A 20025-nucleotide genomic window follows, 5' to 3' on the forward strand; every position below is an offset into this window, starting at 1 on the left:
CTTGTGATTAGGTTTAATGCGCATCATTTATAGTCTAATGAAATTTCTGTAAGCGGGATTGCCGCCTTTGCGTGGAGTGTTGTTGTTGTCAGCGTCGATAAGATTTCTATTTTTCTGCATTTTTTCATTATTGGCTTTGCCCGCGGCTAGCCATGCAGAAACCTTGTATGGCGCACTTACGCGTGCTTATGAGTCTAATCCAGATATTGAAGCTGCCCGTGCAGGATTACGCGCGACTGATGAGAGTATAGCAATCGCCAAAGCTGGTCGTCGTCCGAATGTAGCGGCTGAGGCAAGAGCTACATATTCTGATACAAATAATACGGTTTCAAAGACAGCCCAGGTTTCATTGACGGTTAAGCAGGCATTGTTTGATGGTTTTAAAACCAAGAATAGCATTTTGGCGGCGAACTCTCGAATTTTGGCTGGTCGTGCAACCCTTAAATCCACAGAGATGGATGTTTTGATAGGCGGTGTGCAGGCTTATGTTGACGTTCTTCTTAATCAGCAAATATCGAGTATTCGCAGACAAAACCTTGATTTTCTTGCTGAACAGCTAAATGCGTCAAAAGCACGTCTGAATGCTGGTGAAGGTACGCGTACCGATGTAGCGCAGGCACAGGCGCAGCTGGCGGCTGCACAAGCGCAGCTTACAGCAGCCAGGACAAATCTGCGGTCTTCTCGTGCGGTTTATAAGCAAATTGTCGGGCTTAAGCCCGCAAAGTTAAAAGTGCCCAAAATACCGACCAAATTTATCCCTAAGAATTTGAATTTGGCTCTTGGTTTAAGTATGCAGAACCATCCTGCACTTGCTTCTGCCAAGCACTTTATCGATGCTTCAGAATTTGATGTAAATGTCGCTCAAAGTGCCCTTTTGCCCGGAGTAAATCTCACTGGTGCTTTAACGGAAGCTGATGGCGGTGTGACGAGTGCGCAAATTGGTGCTCGCTTAACCATACCGATCTATGGTGGCGGTGCAAATGCAGCTGGTGTAAGACAATCAAAGGAAAGATTGGGCGAAGCGCGTATCAGGCTTGATTCTGTTCGTCGCCAAGTTGAGCAAATTGTTATCGATGCCTGGGTAAGCTTTAATTCCTCCAAAGCTTCCATAGAGGCTGGAAATGCAGAAGTTAGAGCAGCCCGCTTGGCTTTGTCTGGTGTAATAGAAGAGCGAAAAGTTGGTCAGCGCACAACGCTAGATGTTCTAAATGCCCAAGCCAGTGTTTTAAGTGCAAGAGAAGCTTTGGCACAATCGCAACGTAATACAATTGTTGCTGCGTATAATATTCTTTATACAACAGGCCAGTTGACTGCTAATGGGTTAAACCTGAATGCGAAAAGATACAATCCTGAAGCCCATTTTAAGCAAGTCGAAGACAAGTGGTTTGGTTTAAGAACCGTGACTAAGTGATTGAATAGTCTCTTTTCCACAGGCTATTAACAAGTATGATCAGTTTTGATCCGTTTTTTCTCCCAAAATTATGCTGTTTAGGGTACCCGCTGTTGTACTTGGGGAGATGCGCATGACTGATAATAAAAAAAATCCTGACCATCGATATGTAAATGATCTAAGGAGATTGGATTATACCCAATCTACGGCTTTGCGCCTTCGCAGTGTCATTATCCCTATTGGCATATCAGTTATATTTCTTGCGTTTATAGCTATTTTTGCTGGCACGCGGCTAACAGGCATATCAGAAGAGCCGTTGTTAATCGTTATAGCTGCCGTCATTGGCGGTTATATGGCCATCAATATCGGAGCAAATGATGTCGCCAATAATATGGGCCCCGCGGTTGGGGGCAAGGTGCTCACTGTATTCTGGGCCATCGTTATCGCAGCTGTGTGCGAGAGTGCAGGCGCCTTATTGGCTGGTGGTGATGTTGTTAAAACAGTATCTAAGGGGATTATTACACCAGGCGACAATATAAGTGTCATTGATTTTAGATATTTGATGCTTAGCGCGCTTCTTGCAGCTGCTGTCTGGATCAACCTGGCGACATTTGTTGGTGCTCCTGTTTCGACCACTCATTCGATTGTGGGTGGCGTCTTAGGGGCAGGGATCGCCGCAGCTGGTGTTGGCTTGGTTAATTGGAGTACGATGTCTGCTATAGCTGCGAGCTGGGTCATTTCGCCAGTTTTTGGTGCTGCGGTCGCTGCTGCGTTGTTGCTATTCATCAAGGTGAATATACTTAACGTGTCAGATCGGTTAGCCGCAGCCAAAACGTGGGTTCCCGTATTAATCGGTATTATGGCCGCCGCATTTGTCGCTTATATGGCTATGAAAGGTCTTAAAAAGATCTGGAAGCCCTCAATTGCCGAAATCGCTATTTATGCCCTCATAGGGTTTGTTCTTGCGCTCCTGGCTTCACGGCCATATATTTTAAAGAAGATCTCAAAACTACAAAACAAGAAAAAAGATATCAATGGATTGTTTGATCTGCCGTTGATTATTGGTGTTGCGTTTTTATCTTTCGCGCATGGCGCAAACGATGTGGCAAATGCTGTTGGACCGTTGGCGGCGATTGTTTCTACTATAGGTGAGGGCGCTGAATTTTCTAGCCAAGTGTCCATTCCTACTTGGGTGATGGTTGTTGGAGCTTTTGGTATTGCCCTGGGGCTCGGCCTTTTTGGTCCCAAGTTAATCGGTATTGTTGGTGAGAAAATAACGCGATTGAATTCACCGCGCGCATATTGCGTTGCATTATCGTCTGCCATTACGGTTTTGATAGCATCCGCACTTGGTTTACCAGTTAGCTCCACACACATTGCGGTGGGTGCTGTATTTGGTGTTGGATTTTTGCGCGAATATACCGAGCATCCGGCAAGACGCAAATATGGCGCAGATATCATCCTGAGTGATACAGCGGAGGATGCTATTGTTAATTCCAAAGCTCAACGTAAGCGAAGGTTAGTTCGCCGCCGTTTCGTGCTTTCCATTGCTGCTGCTTGGGTTGTTACTGTGCCTGCTTCTGCGCTTTTGGCTGCTCTGATTTATGCAATAACGCGGCTGTTTTAATCCAAGGGGTCAATTCTTCAAATTGGGCAAGAAGATTGTAAAAATCTTTGCGGTCAGCAAACCTCTGCACGTCCTTCATCGTTACCCAGTGTCTTTCGCGTTCGTCTTTTTCTGGCCAAGCATTGGACTGTGATTCCACTAAGAACGGATAATAGGTCACTGGTATCTTTTCGATCACACCATTCTTGGTTCGGCTAATAACAACAGTAATTGGAAAATCAGATAGGACAGTTCCGTTAATGCCGGCTTCTTCGAATGCTTCTCTATGACAGACATCCTCATGGCTTTCACCATCTTTGGCGCGGCCCTTTGGCGGGATCCATCGTCCTCGTGTTTTAGATGTGATAAAGAGCATCGCCATTTCGTTTTCAAAAATGTCGAATGGTAGAACTCCAACCCTGTGCATAATATTCCTCTATGTTGTCAAATTGCTCGAATCAATTCCCATAAGCATAACTATCATTTGAACCGATGCAAAATTGAGAGTGACACATTTATCTATTCGCATATTTTACGCGAATTAAGAAAAAACAGACTTTTTGCTTCCGCAATGCCGTTCACCTATTGCCAAAGCTCTAAAAATCATTAGAAACCAGTTTACCGGAGAGGTGGCCGAGTGGTCGAAGGCGCTCCCCTGCTAAGGGAGTATACCAGGAATGGTATCGAGGGTTCGAATCCCTTCCTCTCCGCCATTTTACATCTATTGATTCTACATAGCTTTTAAATCCTCGGTTTGGGATTGTACCCACTCACGTGCTCGGACTTAGTTATGTATTTAACTCACCGACATATTGGTTTTCGATTTCAACGCTATACCCAAGAACCTCGAACACGTTCTCGGCAAAACGCCAAAACAGAACCTTTGGAGCACTTATCCGCGCGAGGCATATTATATCGGGTGTTCGTTTGCTCATGATTGTCCTTAATGGTATCAGCAACACATGCGAGACCAGAATAGATAGCACCACCTATGATGCGAGAACCGACAACAAATCCGACGAATAGGATGATTAAGTTGAATTCCATATTTTCTCCCCGTATTGGCTGCATTGATCACAACAGTTGCGAAAAGTGAGATACATAGGTTGGCCATCGAAAAATCTCTTGCAAAGTACGTCAGATTCTTTATTGCGCGAAGAAGAACTAACCTCTCGATTTGCACCTCATCTGAACTCTGATAGGTTGAAACAGATACAGAAACATATTGCTAAAAAATAGTTTCGAATAATGGACCTGAAATGGAACGAATACATGGCAGAAATTGATAACGACATATCTTCGGTTGAAGTTTTAGAGTTTACCGACGACCGTGGAGCTGGTTTCTCTTTTTGGGGTGCACTAATTCTCTCCGTTGCTCTGATCATATGGATGGGTAGTGGTTTTATATTTCCATCTGAAGACAAACTAGAGACCGCTGAACAAATCGAAATTTTGCCAGTTGCCGTTGTCGTGAAACTATCATCGGCAAAACCTGTAACGCAGTTTTTTCAAGCCGAAGGTCAGGCGCTTCCTGATAGAGATACGGCTATTCGAGCAGAAACCTCCGGCCAGATTGCTGAAGTGTTTGTCACGAAGGGTCAGGATGTCGAGGCGGGTAGCGTCATTGCTCGATTTGAAACAGCTGAAAAAGAAGCAAATCTTATGCGTTCGCGCGCTGAGCTCGAAAGAGCTCAGCGAGACTTTACTAGCGCTAGCAAACTTAAAGAACAAGGTGTTGCGACGGTAGCTCGAGTTACTGAAACCGAAGCTGCACTTGCCTCTGCACGTGCGCAATTGACTGCCGCGGAAGAAGCCTTAGCTGATACCATCATTTCGGCTCCCTTCGCCGGACGTATAGAAACTCTGAGTTTGGACCGTGGTGAGTTTATTCAATCCGGCAACGATGTAGGTAGAATTGTGGATAACGCCCCACTAACAGTGGCTATTCAGGTGCCACAACAGTCACTGCGCCAACTTCAAAATGATCAGCCTGCGCGAGTACTTTTCATTACGGGTGAGGAACGAGCAGGTTCGGTATCATTTGTAGGCACGTCAGCGGCTCAAGATACCCGAACGTTTTTAACAGAAATTGATGTTCCCAATAGTGATGGCGCTATCCCTGCTGGGATATCTGCGAAAATTCAAATTCCCGTTGGTCAAGTTAATGCACATTTCCTATCCCCTTCAGCTGTCTCGCTCAATCAGGATGGTGCACTTGGTGTTAAAGTCGTTGATGAACAGGACACGGTTAGGTTCTACCCTATTGAAGTTGTTCGCGCCCAAATCGAGGGTATCTGGGTAACGGGTTTGCCAGAGAGGGTTAAAATAATAACAGTGGGACAAGGATATGTTCGCGATGGTGAACTCGTCCGTTCGCAAGTTGATTCGGCATCAAAAGGTGCGGATAAATGAATCTCCTTATAGATGCTGCTTTCTCGCGCAGCCGAGTGGTTGTGCTGCTCTTACTGATCATCATAATGGTTGGCGCCGTAGCTTACAATTCAATACCTAAAGAATCCGATCCAGAAGTGCCTTTGCCGTTGGTTTATGTTTCAACTGGATTGGATGGCATAAGCCCTACCGATGCAGAACGTCTTCTTCTTGAGCCGCTCGAGAGTGAATTTGCTGCAATTGCAGGATTGGACCGCATGGAGAGCCATGCCTCTGAGGGCTTTGCCAGTGTTCAATTAGAGTTTCAGGCTGGGGGCGACATTGATGAAGCGCTAGATAAAGTACGTGAAGCTGCTGATCGAGCTGCAGGTGACCTGCCTGAAGATGCACATGATATAACTATTACGGAAATAAATACGGCTCTTTTCCCGATTGTTACAGTTATTCTTTCGGGCTCTATACCGGAACGCGCACTAAATCAACTTGCTGAAGATGTTCAAGAAAAAATTGAAGGATTGCCAAGTGTATTAGAGGTCGATATCGGCGGCAAGCGTGATGAATTTTTAGAAGTTCTTATCGATCCGACTGTCTTTCAAACCTATAACCTATCTTTTGAAGAAGTGATTGGTCAAATCCAACGGAACAATCAGCTTATCGCAGCTGGTTCGATTGAAAATGGCTCTGGCCGCGTGGTGCTAAAAGTACCGGGACTAATCGAAGATTTAGATGATGTTTTGACAATGCCAGTTAAGGTTCGGGATGGGACAGTCGTCACCTTTAGCGATGTTGCTTCAATTCGCCGGGCTTTTGATGACCCAACAGGCTTTGCTCGGATTAACGGGCAACCTGCTCTCGCAATGGAAGTGAAAAAGCGGTCTGGTGCCAACATTATCGAAACGGTAGCAAAGGTGAAAGAGCAGATCGAAAGTATGAAGTCGGATTGGCCCGATGCGATCGAAGTTACATACCTGCAAGATCAGTCAGAACCAGTTAAAACTTTTCTTTCAGACCTTGAAGCCAATGTTATTGCGGCCGTGATTTTGGTTATGATTGTCATCGTCTTTGCGCTGGGTCCCCGATCTGCAATTCTTGTTGGGCTGGCAATCCCCGGTGCATTCTTAGCTGGAGTAACTGCGATTTGGATGATGGGTTATACGATGAATATCGTGGTCTTGTTTTCACTTATTCTGGTTGTGGGAATGCTTGTTGATGGTGCTATTGTTACGACGGAACTTGCCGACCGAAAACTGCAGGAAGGAGCAACTGCCAAGGATGCATATGCTTTTGCTGCCAAACGTATGGCATGGCCAATTATCGCATCTACCGCTACGACACTTAGTGTATTCTTTCCGCTTTTATTTTGGACTGGCTTGGTTGGCGAGTTCATGAAGTTCTTACCAATCACGGTTCTTCTCACTCTGTTTGCCTCTTTGTTCATGGCGCTTATTTTTATCCCGGTGATTGGTGGTTTGATAGGTAAACGCCAACCACAAACAGCTAAATCAAAGGCCGTATTGCACGCAGCTGAGATAGGTGATCCACGGAAGATGAGTGGTTTGGTTGGTCTTTATGTTCGCGTTCTTGAATGGTCGATCCTACGTCCTGGCACTACTGTTCTTTTTGCTGTTGCCATGTTGCTAGGGGCTTTTGGCCTCTACGGCCAACTTGGTAAAGGTGTCACATTCTTTCCCTCTGTTGAACCAGAGTTCATGCAGGTCCAAGTTAGAGCTCGTGATAATATCTCAATTTATGAACGGGATCGTTTGGTGCGTCTGGTTGAGAACAGGCTGCTTGAATATGGAGAAGTATCAAGTGTCTATGCCCGCTCAATGATGAGTGCCGGGCAGGGTGATGAAGAGACAGTAGGTTCAATTCAGCTTGAACTCACCGATTGGGATGAGCGTCGCACTGCAGCTGAAATAGGCGAAGAAATCCGACAGGATGTTTCAGATATTGCTGGCATCAATGTTCAAGTGCAAACTGAGAGCGGCGGCCCCTCAGGTGGAAAGCCAATTAACCTTCAATTGCGGGTGCAGGATGCAAAAGCCCAGTCAGAAGCTGTAAACGTCGTCAGGTCGGCAATGGCTAAAATTGGAGGTTTTACAGATATAACTGATACAAGACCGCTTCCCGGTGTAGAGCTTTCTATCAATGTTAACAGAGTAGAAGCAGCCCGTTTTGGTGCCGATGTTAGCCTTCTCGGACAAGCCGTTCAGTTGCTCACTCAAGGAATTAAGATAGCAACTTTTCGACCTGGCGATATTGATGGTACTCTTGATATTCGTATTAGATTTCCTTACCAGGATCGTTCACTTGCGGAGCTCGGAAGTCTTCGTGTCCCAACGTCATCTGGACTTGTTCCTATTTCAAACTTCGTTGATTTTTCTCCCGCAGAGCGTGTTGGTACCATCCGGCGGATTGATGAGTTACGTGTCGTAACAATTGAAGCAAATGTAGCACCTGGTATTTTAGTAAATGATCAGGTAAGCGAGCTTACATCTGCATTAAACGAAGGAATTTTGCCCGATGGTGTAGACTTTGTTTTTGCAGGTGAAGCTGAAGATCAGAACGAAGCAATGGTATTCCTAGTAGGCGCTTTCATATCAGCAATTGTCTTGATGTTCATGATATTGCTTCTTCAGTTCAATAGTTTCTATCAGGCATTAATTGTGATGAGCGCGATTGTCTTTTCTGTTGCCGGCGTACTGCTTGGATTACTTATAACTGGACGACCTTTCGGAATTGTAATGGGCGGCATAGGCGTTATTGCGCTCGCTGGTATCGTTGTGAATAACAATATCGTGCTTATTGATACCTTTAATCAGTTGAAAAGAGATGGACAATCATCCCTTGAAGCTGCGCTTAGAACTGGTGCACAACGGCTAAGACCTGTGCTTTTAACATCAATAACAACAGCGCTTGGTCTTATGCCAATGGTAATTGGCCTTAATATAAATTTCTTCACGCGAGATATTGTTTATGGCGCTCCGTCAACACAGTGGTGGACAGAACTTTCTAGCGCGATTGCCGGAGGCTTGGTCGTTGCTACAGTTCTTACTCTCATCGTAACACCTGCCATGTTGATGCTAGGTGAGAAGAAACAGCAGAAATAGTCACTCGTATCGGTGAGTTTTGCGCACCCGAATTCGGTTGAGTAAATGACGCTGACCGAAAGGCTTTAAAGGATAAATATATAGGTGCCGAGAAGCGCAAAAATATGAAACCAGACGAACGCCGAGCCTAACTTCTTGGAGTTGCGCAAGAGCTCTTTTTCAGCAGGGTTTGAGGCCACAACGATGGCAGAAATTCTTCTTGTGTCTAGGTTGTCGAAAGGTGGCTTTCATCACCACTTCTCATCAAAGGATGAGCCCCTATTTTCCGAGTTTGAACAGCTGCCCGACCGGATAGCTGATAGTTTGGGAGCGGTAGCAGTTAATGTATCCTAGAGTGCAAGAGGCTGATTTATAGCCATTTTTTCAATGGAGAGTGAGCTTTTTAAGGGCAGTAATTTTGCCGATCAGATGGATATGCAATTGATTTTGAATGAACATCAAAGTTTAGGCCTCAACCACCGTCTCAACCGCTTGATTCATGACAAGGCGGCTCCAATATTGGCTAGTATCATCTGAGATTATGCCAAGGGTGGTACTTTAGCAATCTTGGGTGCGGACGCAATATCCAGTCTAATCGTTTATCTAGGCAGACGGCATGATGTTGCTCTCGTTGGTGCCTACATGACCCATCGTATTGAATACTCAGATACATCTGCAAAAAGTCTGCGAGCCGCTCTGAAATTACAGTGCCAATCTATGGGTTTCTGTTGGGCTTTCCGATAGGCACAATTGATTTTGGATGGCCCGGAATATTGGATGCTATCATAGCCTTACCAAGTAACGGATAATTAGAATTTGCCTTGCTGGATAGCCCCATGTACGTTCTTCAATAGAACAACGAACCATGCGTGAGAGAAGAAGGTAGCTTTTTTAAGGAGCCAGCGATGAAATTTAAAAACTTAGTAATAGCAACGCTTATTATCGTTACGCCATTCTCATCCACTCAGGCCCAATCGAAATATGAAGCTCAACTTTGCGAGGCTGCTAAGACAAACCGCATTATCGAGATGGTTTATGACAAAGACGTCAGCAAAGGTTGTCTTCCACGCCTTGTTGATGTGCATCAGGTTGCGATTGGCAATAATGGTAAGCTTTACATGCATGGTTGGCAATCCCGTGGTTGCACTAAGGGGCGTGATTACGCTTCCAAACGAATATTCAGATTTGATAAGATCAAATCAGTTGTTGTAATTGAGGGTGTGTTCAGTGAGAAATCTCAATCCATAAAAGCTGATGGTTGGGATGGCTGCATCGGTTCAAATTGCTTTATCAAGGAAAATATCTGCGATTAGAATTTTGTTTTACGTGAGTGCTGCAATGAAAAAGGAAGTACTGCTTCGTCTACTCAATGGAGTTTCAATGACGCACAATTTTAGAACTGAGGTAGGGTACTGACTGTCCGTCGTCATAGTAAATCAGAAGGCATGCCGAGCCGATGTGGCCTAAGAATATTTTAATTGGTGCACGCGAAAATAATCGAGCGCGATCAGCATGGAAGTCAACAGCGTCGGTGAATAGAGATTTCATTCGACGATCTTTCCCTCAAAACAATTGGCAACCTAGCGCTTTTTGATCGTTGGCACATTAGTACATCTATACTAATTGACTTAGCCATGCGCTGCATCTAAAAATTGATAACAGTATCAACAAATTTGAATGGAAAAAAAATGGGTAAAATGGTTAAGCTGCAGACTTCGTTTAAGGCTTTGGCATTGCTTGGTGGAGCACTTTTGTGTGCAATGTCAACTGCAGGTCAAGCATTGGCGGCGGAAAGCGATCTCGTTATTATGCATAACGGCAGCCCATATTCTGTTTGGACGACTCGTAATAGGTGTCTGAATGCCATGCGCAACAACAACAACAAATGCGTCCCTTTAAGAGCCTGCGGGGGGGACTTGTATTCGACACCAGCCACGAGAAGTGTGGCCGCCGACAAATACAGTAGAGACGGGAGACTCGTAATCCACACACGCTATAGCGGTGAGTTTTGTACCGTCCAAAAATAGCAGGCTCAAGTGCACCATATACCTTCGGTTCTCATACCGGAAATTTGCGAGACGTATTTACGGATCCCAGCTGCAATGTCTGACGTCAGCGCCTATGTCTCAATTAGACCAGCCTAATTCTGAGACATAGGCGCTGACGTCAGACATTTTTAACTGTGCCCAATGTTTTCTGTTATATATCCAAACTGACTATTATTGATCATGAAGCAATAGGTTCCGACCAATTTAGCGGCCAATTTCTTCCTCTTCGACAGATACCTCAACAACTATTTAGACCCATAAAAATGTGTTTCTAATAAGCGAGATGGTTCAGCGTGATATTACAAAAGTTTAGTGTTATGATTTGACTTTAAAAGTTGCGGTATGAACCAAACTTATTAATCGATGACTGAGAATACTTCTCCGCTTGTCAGGTTTTTGACTTTGGTGACGATGTTCCCGTCCCAGTAGTAGGAAAAGTGCTGGCCTTGTGTCGGAATGCCAGCAATATCGGGCCAAAATAGTGCTGCGGCCAAACCGTCAGGAAATCTCACACTTTGGTATAGGACCCCATTTGAACCACCTTCACGGAGATTGCGCCCCAGGGTTTGAGGCGCTGAGTAATCTTCTAAGTCGTAAAGGTCTGCAAAGGCCGATGTTTCGCTCAGGTCATGAAGTTCAGTGGAGAGCGTCCCGACAAGTTCGCGAAAATCAGAAACCCATCCCGGTTCTTCTGATGTAGCGGCCATAAATTTTCCATGATGGTGCATAGTCTCAAACAAAGCGACTTCTATCCGATCACCTGCATAGTAAACGCCATATGACCCGTCAGAGAAACGACTTGGCCGATCAGTGGATGTATGTGTAAAAGGAGCCATGGCCCACGATGACCCAGCACCAGAAACCCGACGTTCTTTGGGAATAAGGTCGAGCATGCCCACGCTTTCAGCCAAGCGCGGATTAGTCTTTGTTTCCGCGGATAGAATAGCATCCCAGTCGGCTGGGTCAGCGATGTCCTCGAACAAATCAATTGGTGGGAAGCGTGACCGGATAATTCGATGCGTCGTTGCCCAGTTTACGTGGACCGTTTTCGGCTTGTTCAATATCAACCACCCCGGACGCTATCGAGGTATCGACGTACGCGCATAATGTCAGTCAATTCGCCAGCAAGCATGATATCAAGAGCAGACGTACCACCAAAAGTGTTGTTGTTTTGACTAATCCATTTATAACCACGTTTGGCGTCGGTAAAGATGATCCGTAGTGCTTTATGGATGCCCATAAGGTTGGACAGGCGTGCCTTTAGGTCACGCGGAACACGGCCAACGGAACCAGTTTTCCAACGAGCCCATGTACGTGGTGATAAACCACCCAAAAGTATGGTGGCTTGTGCATCTGATAGGCTCCATTTGGTAAACAGATTGACCACTGCTCGAGCCATAGCTTCGCTCTCCGCATCAGAGATTTCCGGAACGGTAGGTTGATGAGCTGTTTTCTCAATGAGTTGCAGTTGGGGCATTGCAGACTCCTTATATTGCCTTTTGGCATAATATAATACGGATTTCGCCAAAAGGCAAATATTTGAAATAACTAGAGCTGTTAGAAACAAAGGGGCAAAAGATGACCAGCGCCACTTTGTAGGCATACGCTGTAGAAGTCGGGATCACTATTTCATAGTTTTATCGCTATGGCAGAGTGGTAAATACTGCCTATATTGACTTCTAATCGATGTAATGGGAATTCAATTTCCACCGACATCAAAATATAATGTGATAACATCGATTATGATTATAACTGATAGATTTTAAGTCATGCTAGGACTACTAAACAGATATCATTGCTGCCAGAATGAATAATAATGCTCCCATTCAAAATCAGACTTTATGCTGGCATGGCTTCAAGCGTGTGCTCAAGCCCCTTTCTGATGTGTTTTTCGAGTAGTTGCCGTGCAAGTTTAGAGTCTCTTGCCAGTGCGGCTTTGAACATGCCTTCATGCTCATCAATAGCTTCTTGGCCACGATATGTGATTACCAACATTTGATATCTGAGATATTTATCGTAGATCGTAGCATGAATATCGAGCAGATTTTTGGAATTACATGCTTCAATTAACGCAAGATGAAACTCCCAATCATATCGTTTCCAGTTCTCTTTTTGGGTTTCATCGCCATCCAACATACGCTGTTCCATCAAATGAAGCTTATGATGTGCCGCTACAAGATTACCTTCCCAATCAGCATCACCATTTTGAACGGATTCTTCCAAGGCAGAACATTCGAGTAAAACCCTTAGGTTTGTAATCTCGATTAAATCTTCTTTGGAAACGGCTGTAACAAAGAAGCCACGCTGTTCCTCTGCTGATACAAATCCTTCACTTGCTAAACGACTAAGCATCTCACGTAATGTAGACAGGCTAGCTGCGTATCGGGCTTTTAGAGTATCTAGCTTTAGTTTCGACCCCGGTTCCAATTCACCATAGATAATATCATGTTTTATCCGCTGATAGGTGTTCGTACCGACTGTGCTGACTTGTTTGTTCATAATTTCATTATCATCTGGTTATTTCGCCCATTTCATTAATTTACCAAATTATCTGACAGACAACAATAGTATAATAAATCTGATTATTTAAAAAATATCATATATTATTGTTAATATAAGTTATTAGTGGTAAGGAAGTTGAAATTGAATATCTACACTAATGGCGGATTAAAAGGATTGGGTTTGTTTGATGGGTGACGTTGTTAATTTGGTTGTTGTTGGGCTAGGCTTAGTTGGTAGGCGTCATGCTGATGCAATTAAGAGGCTTAAAGGTGTTCGGTTAACCGGCATTGTTGAACCTAACCTAACCTCAGAAGATATTTGCGACGAGTATGGCGTGCCATGCTTTGCCAGTCTTGCCGACCTATTTGCTCTATTGAAACCAGACGGCGTAATTGTAGCAACGCCTACACCAAGTCATGTTGAACTGGGTCTTGAAATAATTTCAAATGGCTGTGCTGCCCTCATCGAAAAGCCTCTAGCTGTATCGTCTGTAGAAGCTGAAAACCTTGTTAAATTTGCCGTGGAAAAGCAGGTGCCGCTGCTTGTGGGTCACCATAGAAGACACAATCCGCTTATCAAAAAGGCGGCCGAAATTATATCCGATGGAGAGATAGGCAATGTCCGGGCGGTGCATGCGAATTGTTGGTTCTATAAACCAGATCATTATTTTGACCAGGCTCCTTGGCGTAAACACAAAGGTGCAGGGCCAATTTCTGTTAATCTCGTTCATGATATTGATTTGATTAGATACCTTTGCGGGGAGATTTCAACAGTTCAGGCCCAATCAGCTCCATCACAAAGGGGGTTTGAAAATGAAGATGTTGCATCGGTACTTCTGAGTTTTGAAAATGGTGCAGTAGGCACGGTTACCGTATCGGATTCTATTGTGGCTCCGTGGAGTTGGGAACTAACTTCTGGTGAGTATCCGATCTATCCGAAAACCTCTCAAAGTTGTTATAAAATTGGCGGTTCTCATGGGTCATTGTCTGTACCTGATTTAACGATCTGGAAGCACGGTACAGAGCGAGACTGGTGGTCACCAATTACAGCTACATCTATTCCAAGAGAAGCATCCGATCCCCTCGATAATCAAATTATACATTTTGCAAAAGTTGTTTTAGGAGAGGAAGCTCCGCTGGTGACTGGTCTTGAAGGACTGAAAACCCTCCGTGTTGTGGAGGCAATTGGTGAAGCTGCTCAATCTAATTCTCTTATTAAAATTAATGATTTTGCAGAATTACACAATCCAGATGATGTCACATCAGTTCACGCAGTTACTGCATGAATATCCTATGATACTAATAATAATATCAGATATTATTGATAATATATTGCATTAATGGAAAAATAAGATATAGTTTTGCCTTAGATAAATTCACTTATCTATTCATTTCGGAGGAATAAAATGAAAATCGAATTCACACGTAGAAACGTGCTTTCAGCGATTGTGGCAACGGGCATCGTCGTTGGTTCTGCCGCATCTGCATTTGCAATGGACAAAATCCAATTGCGTATGGCAACATCTGGTTCGGAGACTGATCAGCGTTCAATCGCAATGGCTGAGGTGTTTGCACCCGCAGTGGCAGATTTTGCCAGCTACGAGCCGAGCTATAACGGTACCATTTTTGCGCAAGGAACTGAGCTTGATGCGATCAGCCGGGGCAATCTGGAAATGTCGATCACATCTGCGCAAGAACTGGCACAGTTCTTTCCAGAGTTCTCAATTTTTACAGCCGGGTATGTGCATCAAGATGCAGCTCACCAGGTGGCAGTGTTCAACGATCCTTTGATGGATACTTTCAAAGCGAAAGTTGAAGACGAGCTTGGTGTAAAGCTTCTGTCAGTAATGTATCTTGGCCGTCGTCAGGTAAACTTGCGTCAAAGCAAAGATGAATTGACTGTCAACACACCGGCGGATCTTGCAGGTGTAAACTTGCGTATGCCTGGCACAGATGCTTGGCAGTTCTTGGGCAAAGCACTGGGTGCCGCGCCAACACCTATGGCATTCTCGGAAGTATATACAGCGCTTTCAACTGGTTCTGTAGATGGGCAAGATAACCCGCTGCCGACCGTAGTGGATGCGAAGTTTTTTGAGGTGACAAATCAGATCATTCTAACATCTCACCTTGTTGACCTTAACTACATAGCGATCTCAAAAGCGACGTGGGACAAGATGTCAGCCGATCAGCAGGCAAAAGTACAAGCAGCGGCAGATGCTGCAGCAGAATCTGGTCGCCAAAAGCAGTTGAAACTAGAGGGCGAGCTTGTTGCATTTCTAGAAGAGCAGGGCATGTCTGTCTACGAGCCTGACCTGGCTGCATTCCGCAATCAAGTTCAGTCTATGTATCTCGACAGCGAATTCGCTGCCACATGGCCTGAAGGTGTTCTTGATCAGATCAACGCGCTTGGTAACTAAGCCGTAATCCGGAGGGGAGAATAGTGATGCAATCTTTGATTAAAACATTCTCCCGTTTGGCCGAAGCGATTGCTGGCGGCATGCTGGCAGCAATCTTTGTCACGTTTTTATTGCAGATCGTTCTGCGCTATTTCTTCACCCCTGCGGGATGGACATTAGAGCTTATTGGTATCTTGTGGGTTTGGGTGATCTTTTTTAGCTGCGCATTTATAGTCAACGAACAAGACCATGTAAAATTTGATATCATATATCTAGCATCGCCTCTTAGAGTTCGCAAAGTTCTCGCATTGATAGCAGCGGCTGCCATCGCCATTGGCATGCTGTATTCGTTTCTGCCGACTTGGGATTACATTGATTGGATGAAAATCCGTAAAACATCTACGGTGCGGAATCCTTTCACAGATGCCAAAATTCCTCTCCGGGATGTGTTCTCGATTTACGCGATTTTCATGCTCGCGGTCATCGTGCGATATGTATGGAGTTTTATAAACATTCTTCGCAATGGACCACCCAAAACTGAACTTGAATTGGCAGTGGATGCTGCTCAACTTGACAGCGACAAAGGCGGGGATGCGTTATGAGTATCGAACTAGCATCATGCCTTCTTACTCTGTTCTTGCTCGCCGGTATCGGCGCTCCCATCGGGTATTCAATACTACTTGCATCGGTCATGTATCTTGGTGTTGCGGGACTTGATGTGGCGCTTGCAGGTGAGAAAATACTGCAAGGTTTTTATACAAGTACCATATTGCTGGCCGTCCCGTTGTTCATCGTTGCCGCAAACATCATGAATGCCGGATCAATTACGGATCGATTACTCAATTTTTGTGTTGCTGCAGTTGGTCGCTTCAAAGGCGGTTTAGGCCATGTTAACGTGGTGGCATCACTCATATTTTCAGGCATGTCGGGGTCCGCTGTTGCAGATGCAGCCGGTATCGGAAAAATCATTATTGAGATGATGACCAAAGATGGTCGTTATAGCCGCGGATATGCCGCAGCGATAACGGCGGCCTCGGCTACTATCGGCCCAATCATTCCACCATCCATTCCCATGGTTCTTTATGCCCTTGTTTCAAAAGCCTCAATTGGTTCGCTATTTCTGGCTGGTATTTTGCCCGGCATACTTATGGGGCTAGTGCTAATGGCAATGAATTATTATCTTGCTGGCAAGCGTGGTTTTGCTATCGAAGAGCCAGTGCCATTGCGGGAATTGCCGCGAAAAACGGCAAATGCATTTCCTGCGTTACTTATGCCTGCGATTCTACTTTACGGAATATATGGGGGCGTGACGACGCCGACCGAGGCGGCGGCAGTTGCGGCGTTTTATGCGCTTATGCTTGCTGCAATTTTCTACCGAGCGATTTCGTTGCAAGGACTTTATCGTGTCTTTGTGGATAGTGCTCGTTCCTCTGCTTCGGTTGGTGTCGTTATCGGCGGTGCATTTATTCTGAATTTCATCGTTATCTCTGAACAAATTCCACAAGCTATTTCAGCTTTATTGGAAGGATCAGACGTAAGTCCGGTTGTCTTCCTGATCGCAGTAAATATCCTAATTCTGTTATTAGGGTGCGTGTTGGATGCGACGACAATCATCTTGGTCATTGTTCCATTGTTCATCCCAACGTGCACAGTGCTCGGTATCGATCTGGTGCACTTTGGCGTATTGGTTGTTGTTAACTCCATGATCGGATTAATCACTCCGCCATATGGCATATTACTCTTTGTGATAAATGCTGTGTCAGACATTCCATTGCGGGAGATTATTGCTGAAATTTGGGCATTCCTAGCGGTCTTAGTAGCTGCTCTTTTGGTTATGTTGCTCTTTCCAGATTTGGTGTTGTGGCTACCACGTGTATTTGGGTATCTTGGATGAGTATCGCGATTGCAACGACGACTGTATCGGGTGATTTGATAAGCAAGTTCGATAAAATCGCTGATGCAGGTTTTCAAAACGTTGAATTAAATGAATATGACTTCATCGGGTTTAATGGCTCAGCAGGGGATGTTGCAGCACTTGCCAAAGATAGAGGCATAAACATTCAGCTGCTTCAACCCTTTATGGACCTTGAAGGGTTTTCTGGCGAAGCAAAAACACGTGCTTTTGATCGCTTAGAACAGAAACTTGATCTGATGCGCGCTCTAGATACCAGACTTCTTCTGGTTTGCTCCAATTGCGATCAACATGCATCGGGCCGTAGTGAGGATATTGTATCTGACCTGTATGAACTTGCTTCTCGTGCGCAAAAAAAGGATGTCAGAATTGCATATCTAGCTTTGCCATGGGCGGCCCATATTACAACAGAGCTGCAGGCTTATGAGATGATCAAGCAGATAGACCATCCTAATTTGGGCTTATGTATTAATTCCCGCTTAACGCTAGGTGATGGCTCCCGCCCCGCGCGAATTAGAGAAGTTGATGGCAAATATGTGTTTCATGTCCAATTGTCTGACATGCTCAGAACCAATAACGATTTACCAATTTTGAGTAATCAATTTGGTGTATTGCCAGGCCAAGGAAACCTTAATATTTCAGGACTGGTACGCCTTCTCATCAATTGTGGATATACGGGTAATTGGTCTTCGAGTGATGTTGGTAGTCGGCGTTCGTTTGATAATGGTACGACTGTTGCAACAGATGCCTTTCGCGCACTTGTCAACGTATTAGATGACGTTAGATCAAATACACCTAATGCGAACTTTAATATTCCCCGACTGGCGGAACGTGTTTATGCATCCGGTTTTGAATTTATAGAGTTTGCTGTCGATAGTGAAAGTCGAGACACTCTTATAAGTCTTCTTACATCGCTACGTTTTAGAAAAGAACGTCACCATCTCACGAAGTCCGTTGAGCTGTGGCGGCAGGGTTCGATCAATATAGTCGTCAATTCGGATAAGGAGGGGTACGCGCGGCAAGCATTTGATAAACACGGCGCTACTGTCTGCGATATGGGCTTGCGAGTACAGGATGCTGGAAAAACCGTCGAAAGGGCTATGACGCTTGGGTCGCCAGAGTTTTCGCAAGCGTTGGGAACAGGTGAATTAAATATTCCAGCGATTAAAGGTGTGGGGGGTAACGTCGTTCATTTCATAGATGAAAAATCTGACCTACATCACGTCTGGGATATTGAATTTGAACCAACCGTAATTGAAGACATAAAACAACCAGCAGGCCTGAGACGTATCGATCATGTTGCGCTGACAATGAGATACGATGAAATGCAGAGTTGGTTACTTTACTATACAACAACCTTCGAGATGGAAAAAACATCAATTGTCGATGTTGTTGACCCCTCAGGCATTGTAGCAAGTCAGGCCATTCGCAGTCCTGAGGGTGAAGTTCGATTAAATCTCAATGGAGTTGCAGGAAGCAACACAATTGGGGGGAACTTTTTGACAGATAGTGTAGGGGCCGGTGTTCAGCATATAGCATTTCTAACAGATGATATTTTTGAAACATCGAGCCTGTTGGCAGAAGCAGATTTTCAACGCCTTGAAATATCGCCTAACTACTATTCGAACCTTCAAAATGAATTAGGCTTGTCAGCGGAACTCGTTCAACAATTGCAGGCGGGTAATATCCTGTATTCTCGACATGACGACGGCGAATATTTTCAAATTTACAGTCAGTCTATATTTAGTGGTTTGTTCTTTGAGGTCGTGGAACGACGAAATCGGTATGATGGATATGGTGCGGAAAATGCACCTATTCGCCTTGCGGCCCAAGCACAAATCAAGCTCAATCAAAAGGCAGCAACAACATGACGGAAAGTGCAGACGCGGCATCCATTCGAAAATGGTGGCGTACATCGATAATTGACATGAAGCCCGGTCAAATTGCCTTTAGGGGCGAGCCGATTCAGGACTTGATTGGAAATATCACATTCCCTCAAATGATTTGGATGATGACACGAGGTCAGCTTCCTGATGAAAAGCAGGCTCAGCTATTTGAAGCAGCATTGGTAGCAGGTGTAGATCACGGCCCGCAAGCACCCTCAATCGCTGCATCACGTATGGCAATTACATGTGGTATTGGGCTCAACAATGCAATGGCGACGGGCGTGAATATGCTTGGCGATGTGCATGGTGGGGCGGGTGAACAATGTGCTGAGCTCTACTATGACATTGATCGGCTTATGGGGAGTTCAGGTTCACTGAAAGGCGCCGTCCAAGTTGGGCTTACCAACTGGAAAGAAAAACATGGGAAAATTGTCAGCGGTTTTGGCCACAGGTTTCATAAGCCTGTTGATCCACGTGCTCCGCGGCTAATGGAACTTGTTAGGAACGCCGCATCTGAAGGTACTGTTGATGGGAAGTTTGCCGCCATCGGTGAGGCCGTACAAAACCAGTTGGCAGAAGACCGAGGTGGTCGTCCGATTGCCATGAACATTGATGGGGCAACAGCCGTGATATTTTGTGAACTTGGGTTCCCAGCACCATTATCACGCGGACTATTTTGTCTTTCCCGATCCGTCGGTATTTTATCGCATGCATGGGAACAAATGGAACAAGGTGCTCGTAATAAGGGCCCGATGCCGACGAATTTTTTACCTCTCTATGAGCCAGAGGAATAAGAGGGCCAA

18 protein-coding genes and 1 tRNA gene are annotated in these 20025 nt (G+C 45.1%); 13 read left to right on the plus strand and 6 right to left on the minus strand.

All coding sequences use genetic code 11. The annotated features are described in order from the left end of the window. Positions 1-85: 85 nt before the first annotated feature. Both AB2J24_RS02040 and AB2J24_RS02045 read left to right on the plus strand, forming a co-directional pair. Positions 86-1411 carry a TolC family outer membrane protein gene (locus AB2J24_RS02040; RefSeq protein ID WP_367384242.1) on the plus strand — a complete coding sequence of 442 codons (1326 nt, stop codon included), beginning with the start codon at positions 86-88 and terminating at the stop codon, positions 1409-1411. Positions 1412-1523: 112 nt separating this feature from the next. Further along, complete coding sequence (locus tag AB2J24_RS02045) at positions 1524-3017, plus strand: inorganic phosphate transporter (protein ID WP_162652542.1); 1494 nt, start codon at positions 1524-1526, stop codon at positions 3015-3017. Here AB2J24_RS02045 and AB2J24_RS02050 read toward each other — a convergent pair. After that, the gene (locus AB2J24_RS02050; RefSeq protein ID WP_197742804.1) at positions 2956-3423 is read right to left on the minus strand and encodes an NUDIX hydrolase; all 468 of its coding nucleotides are present in this window, start codon (positions 3421-3423) and stop codon (positions 2956-2958) included. The genes AB2J24_RS02045 and AB2J24_RS02050 overlap by 62 nt on opposite strands. A 196-nt stretch (positions 3424-3619) precedes the next feature. Between AB2J24_RS02050 and AB2J24_RS02055 the strand changes: the two genes are divergently transcribed. Continuing rightward, positions 3620-3709 (plus strand) — tRNA-Ser (locus AB2J24_RS02055). Between the two features lie 118 nt (positions 3710-3827). On the opposite strand, the gene AB2J24_RS02060 is transcribed toward AB2J24_RS02055, so the two are convergent. Further along, positions 3828-4043 (minus strand): hypothetical protein, encoded by a 216-nt coding sequence (locus tag AB2J24_RS02060; RefSeq protein WP_367384243.1) that lies wholly within the window; start codon positions 4041-4043, stop codon positions 3828-3830. Positions 4044-4268: 225 nt separating this feature from the next. On the opposite strand from AB2J24_RS02060, the gene AB2J24_RS02065 reads away from it, so the two are divergent. The 4 genes from AB2J24_RS02065 (at position 4269) to AB2J24_RS02080 (ending at position 9792) form a co-directional block, all read left to right on the plus strand. Then, positions 4269-5408: an efflux RND transporter periplasmic adaptor subunit gene (locus tag AB2J24_RS02065; RefSeq protein WP_367384244.1), complete on the plus strand. Its 1140-nt coding sequence runs from the start codon at positions 4269-4271 to the stop codon at positions 5406-5408. Next, positions 5405-8500: an efflux RND transporter permease subunit gene (locus AB2J24_RS02070; RefSeq protein WP_367384245.1), complete on the plus strand. Its 3096-nt coding sequence runs from the start codon at positions 5405-5407 to the stop codon at positions 8498-8500. Before AB2J24_RS02065 ends, AB2J24_RS02070 begins: the two co-directional genes overlap by 4 nt. 141 nt (positions 8501-8641) lie before the next feature. Continuing rightward, positions 8642-8833: a TetR/AcrR family transcriptional regulator gene (locus tag AB2J24_RS02075; RefSeq protein WP_367384507.1), complete on the plus strand. Its 192-nt coding sequence runs from the start codon at positions 8642-8644 to the stop codon at positions 8831-8833. Between the two features lie 551 nt (positions 8834-9384). After that, positions 9385-9792, plus strand: a complete 408-nt coding sequence (locus AB2J24_RS02080) for a WYL domain-containing protein (RefSeq protein ID WP_162652537.1) — start codon at positions 9385-9387, stop codon at positions 9790-9792. A 64-nt stretch (positions 9793-9856) separates the two neighbouring features. Here AB2J24_RS02080 and AB2J24_RS02085 read toward each other — a convergent pair whose 3' ends face one another. The 4 genes from AB2J24_RS02085 to AB2J24_RS02100 all read right to left on the minus strand — a co-directional run bounded on the left by AB2J24_RS02085 (position 9857) and on the right by AB2J24_RS02100 (position 13026). Beyond that, positions 9857-10027 carry a hypothetical protein gene (locus tag AB2J24_RS02085; protein WP_367384246.1) on the minus strand — a complete coding sequence of 57 codons (171 nt, stop codon included), beginning with the start codon at positions 10025-10027 and terminating at the stop codon, positions 9857-9859. A gap of 856 nt (positions 10028-10883) precedes the next feature. Further along, on the minus strand, positions 10884-11588 hold the full coding sequence (locus tag AB2J24_RS02090; RefSeq protein ID WP_367384247.1) for an RES family NAD+ phosphorylase: 705 nt from the start codon (positions 11586-11588) through the stop codon (positions 10884-10886). 2 nt (positions 11589-11590) lie between these two features. After that, on the minus strand, positions 11591-12004 hold the full coding sequence (locus AB2J24_RS02095) for an MbcA/ParS/Xre antitoxin family protein (protein ID WP_367384248.1): 414 nt from the start codon (positions 12002-12004) through the stop codon (positions 11591-11593). A gap of 362 nt (positions 12005-12366) precedes the next feature. Beyond that, positions 12367-13026: a GntR family transcriptional regulator gene (locus tag AB2J24_RS02100; RefSeq protein WP_367384249.1), complete on the minus strand. Its 660-nt coding sequence runs from the start codon at positions 13024-13026 to the stop codon at positions 12367-12369. 190 nt (positions 13027-13216) lie between these two features. Between AB2J24_RS02100 and AB2J24_RS02105 the strand changes: the two genes are divergently transcribed. The 6 genes from AB2J24_RS02105 to AB2J24_RS02130 all read left to right on the plus strand — a co-directional run bounded on the left by AB2J24_RS02105 (position 13217) and on the right by AB2J24_RS02130 (position 20016). Beyond that, positions 13217-14314: a Gfo/Idh/MocA family protein gene (locus AB2J24_RS02105; protein ID WP_367384250.1), complete on the plus strand. Its 1098-nt coding sequence runs from the start codon at positions 13217-13219 to the stop codon at positions 14312-14314. A 120-nt stretch (positions 14315-14434) separates the two neighbouring features. After that, the gene (gene dctP / locus AB2J24_RS02110) at positions 14435-15445 is read left to right on the plus strand and encodes a TRAP transporter substrate-binding protein DctP (RefSeq protein WP_162652531.1); all 1011 of its coding nucleotides are present in this window, start codon (positions 14435-14437) and stop codon (positions 15443-15445) included. A gap of 26 nt (positions 15446-15471) precedes the next feature. After that, the gene (locus AB2J24_RS02115; RefSeq protein ID WP_162652530.1) at positions 15472-16026 is read left to right on the plus strand and encodes a TRAP transporter small permease; all 555 of its coding nucleotides are present in this window, start codon (positions 15472-15474) and stop codon (positions 16024-16026) included. Further along, on the plus strand, positions 16023-17318 hold the full coding sequence (locus tag AB2J24_RS02120; protein ID WP_367384251.1) for a TRAP transporter large permease: 1296 nt from the start codon (positions 16023-16025) through the stop codon (positions 17316-17318). Before AB2J24_RS02115 ends, AB2J24_RS02120 begins: the two co-directional genes overlap by 4 nt. After that, positions 17315-19207 (plus strand): bifunctional sugar phosphate isomerase/epimerase/4-hydroxyphenylpyruvate dioxygenase family protein, encoded by a 1893-nt coding sequence (locus AB2J24_RS02125; protein WP_367384252.1) that lies wholly within the window; start codon positions 17315-17317, stop codon positions 19205-19207. Before AB2J24_RS02120 ends, AB2J24_RS02125 begins: the two co-directional genes overlap by 4 nt. Next, a complete protein-coding gene (locus AB2J24_RS02130) occupies positions 19204-20016 on the plus strand; it encodes a citryl-CoA lyase (protein ID WP_367384253.1) in 813 nt (270 codons plus the stop codon). The genes AB2J24_RS02125 and AB2J24_RS02130 overlap by 4 nt, the downstream gene beginning before the upstream one ends. The last annotated feature ends 9 nt before the right edge of the window (positions 20017-20025 follow it).

The sequence above is a fragment of the Lentilitoribacter sp. EG35 genome, from assembly GCF_040784015.1.
Lineage (GTDB): Bacteria > Pseudomonadota > Alphaproteobacteria > Rhizobiales > Rhizobiaceae > Lentilitoribacter.

Excerpts from the sequence above, each read along its gene's own strand:
- AB2J24_RS02100 (WP_367384249.1), bottom strand. The coding sequence starts at position 13,026 with ATGAACAAACAAGTCAGCACAGTCGGTACGAACACCTATCAGCGGATA.
- AB2J24_RS02125 (WP_367384252.1), top strand. The coding sequence starts at position 17,315 with ATGAGTATCGCGATTGCAACGACGACTGTATCGGGTGATTTGATAAGC.
- AB2J24_RS02120 (WP_367384251.1), top strand. The coding sequence starts at position 16,023 with ATGAGTATCGAACTAGCATCATGCCTTCTTACTCTGTTCTTGCTCGCC.
- AB2J24_RS02105 (WP_367384250.1), top strand. The coding sequence starts at position 13,217 with ATGGGTGACGTTGTTAATTTGGTTGTTGTTGGGCTAGGCTTAGTTGGT.
- AB2J24_RS02065 (WP_367384244.1), top strand. The coding sequence starts at position 4,269 with ATGGCAGAAATTGATAACGACATATCTTCGGTTGAAGTTTTAGAGTTT.
- AB2J24_RS02070 (WP_367384245.1), top strand. The coding sequence starts at position 5,405 with ATGAATCTCCTTATAGATGCTGCTTTCTCGCGCAGCCGAGTGGTTGTG.
- AB2J24_RS02050 (WP_197742804.1), bottom strand. The coding sequence starts at position 3,423 with ATGCACAGGGTTGGAGTTCTACCATTCGACATTTTTGAAAACGAAATG.
- AB2J24_RS02130 (WP_367384253.1), top strand. The coding sequence starts at position 19,204 with ATGACGGAAAGTGCAGACGCGGCATCCATTCGAAAATGGTGGCGTACA.
- dctP (WP_162652531.1), top strand. The coding sequence starts at position 14,435 with ATGAAAATCGAATTCACACGTAGAAACGTGCTTTCAGCGATTGTGGCA.
- AB2J24_RS02045 (WP_162652542.1), top strand. The coding sequence starts at position 1,524 with ATGACTGATAATAAAAAAAATCCTGACCATCGATATGTAAATGATCTA.
- AB2J24_RS02060 (WP_367384243.1), bottom strand. The coding sequence starts at position 4,043 with ATGGAATTCAACTTAATCATCCTATTCGTCGGATTTGTTGTCGGTTCT.
- AB2J24_RS02115 (WP_162652530.1), top strand. The coding sequence starts at position 15,472 with ATGCAATCTTTGATTAAAACATTCTCCCGTTTGGCCGAAGCGATTGCT.
- AB2J24_RS02080 (WP_162652537.1), top strand. The coding sequence starts at position 9,385 with ATGAAATTTAAAAACTTAGTAATAGCAACGCTTATTATCGTTACGCCA.
- AB2J24_RS02085 (WP_367384246.1), bottom strand. The coding sequence starts at position 10,027 with ATGAAATCTCTATTCACCGACGCTGTTGACTTCCATGCTGATCGCGCT.
- AB2J24_RS02095 (WP_367384248.1), bottom strand. The coding sequence starts at position 12,004 with ATGCCCCAACTGCAACTCATTGAGAAAACAGCTCATCAACCTACCGTT.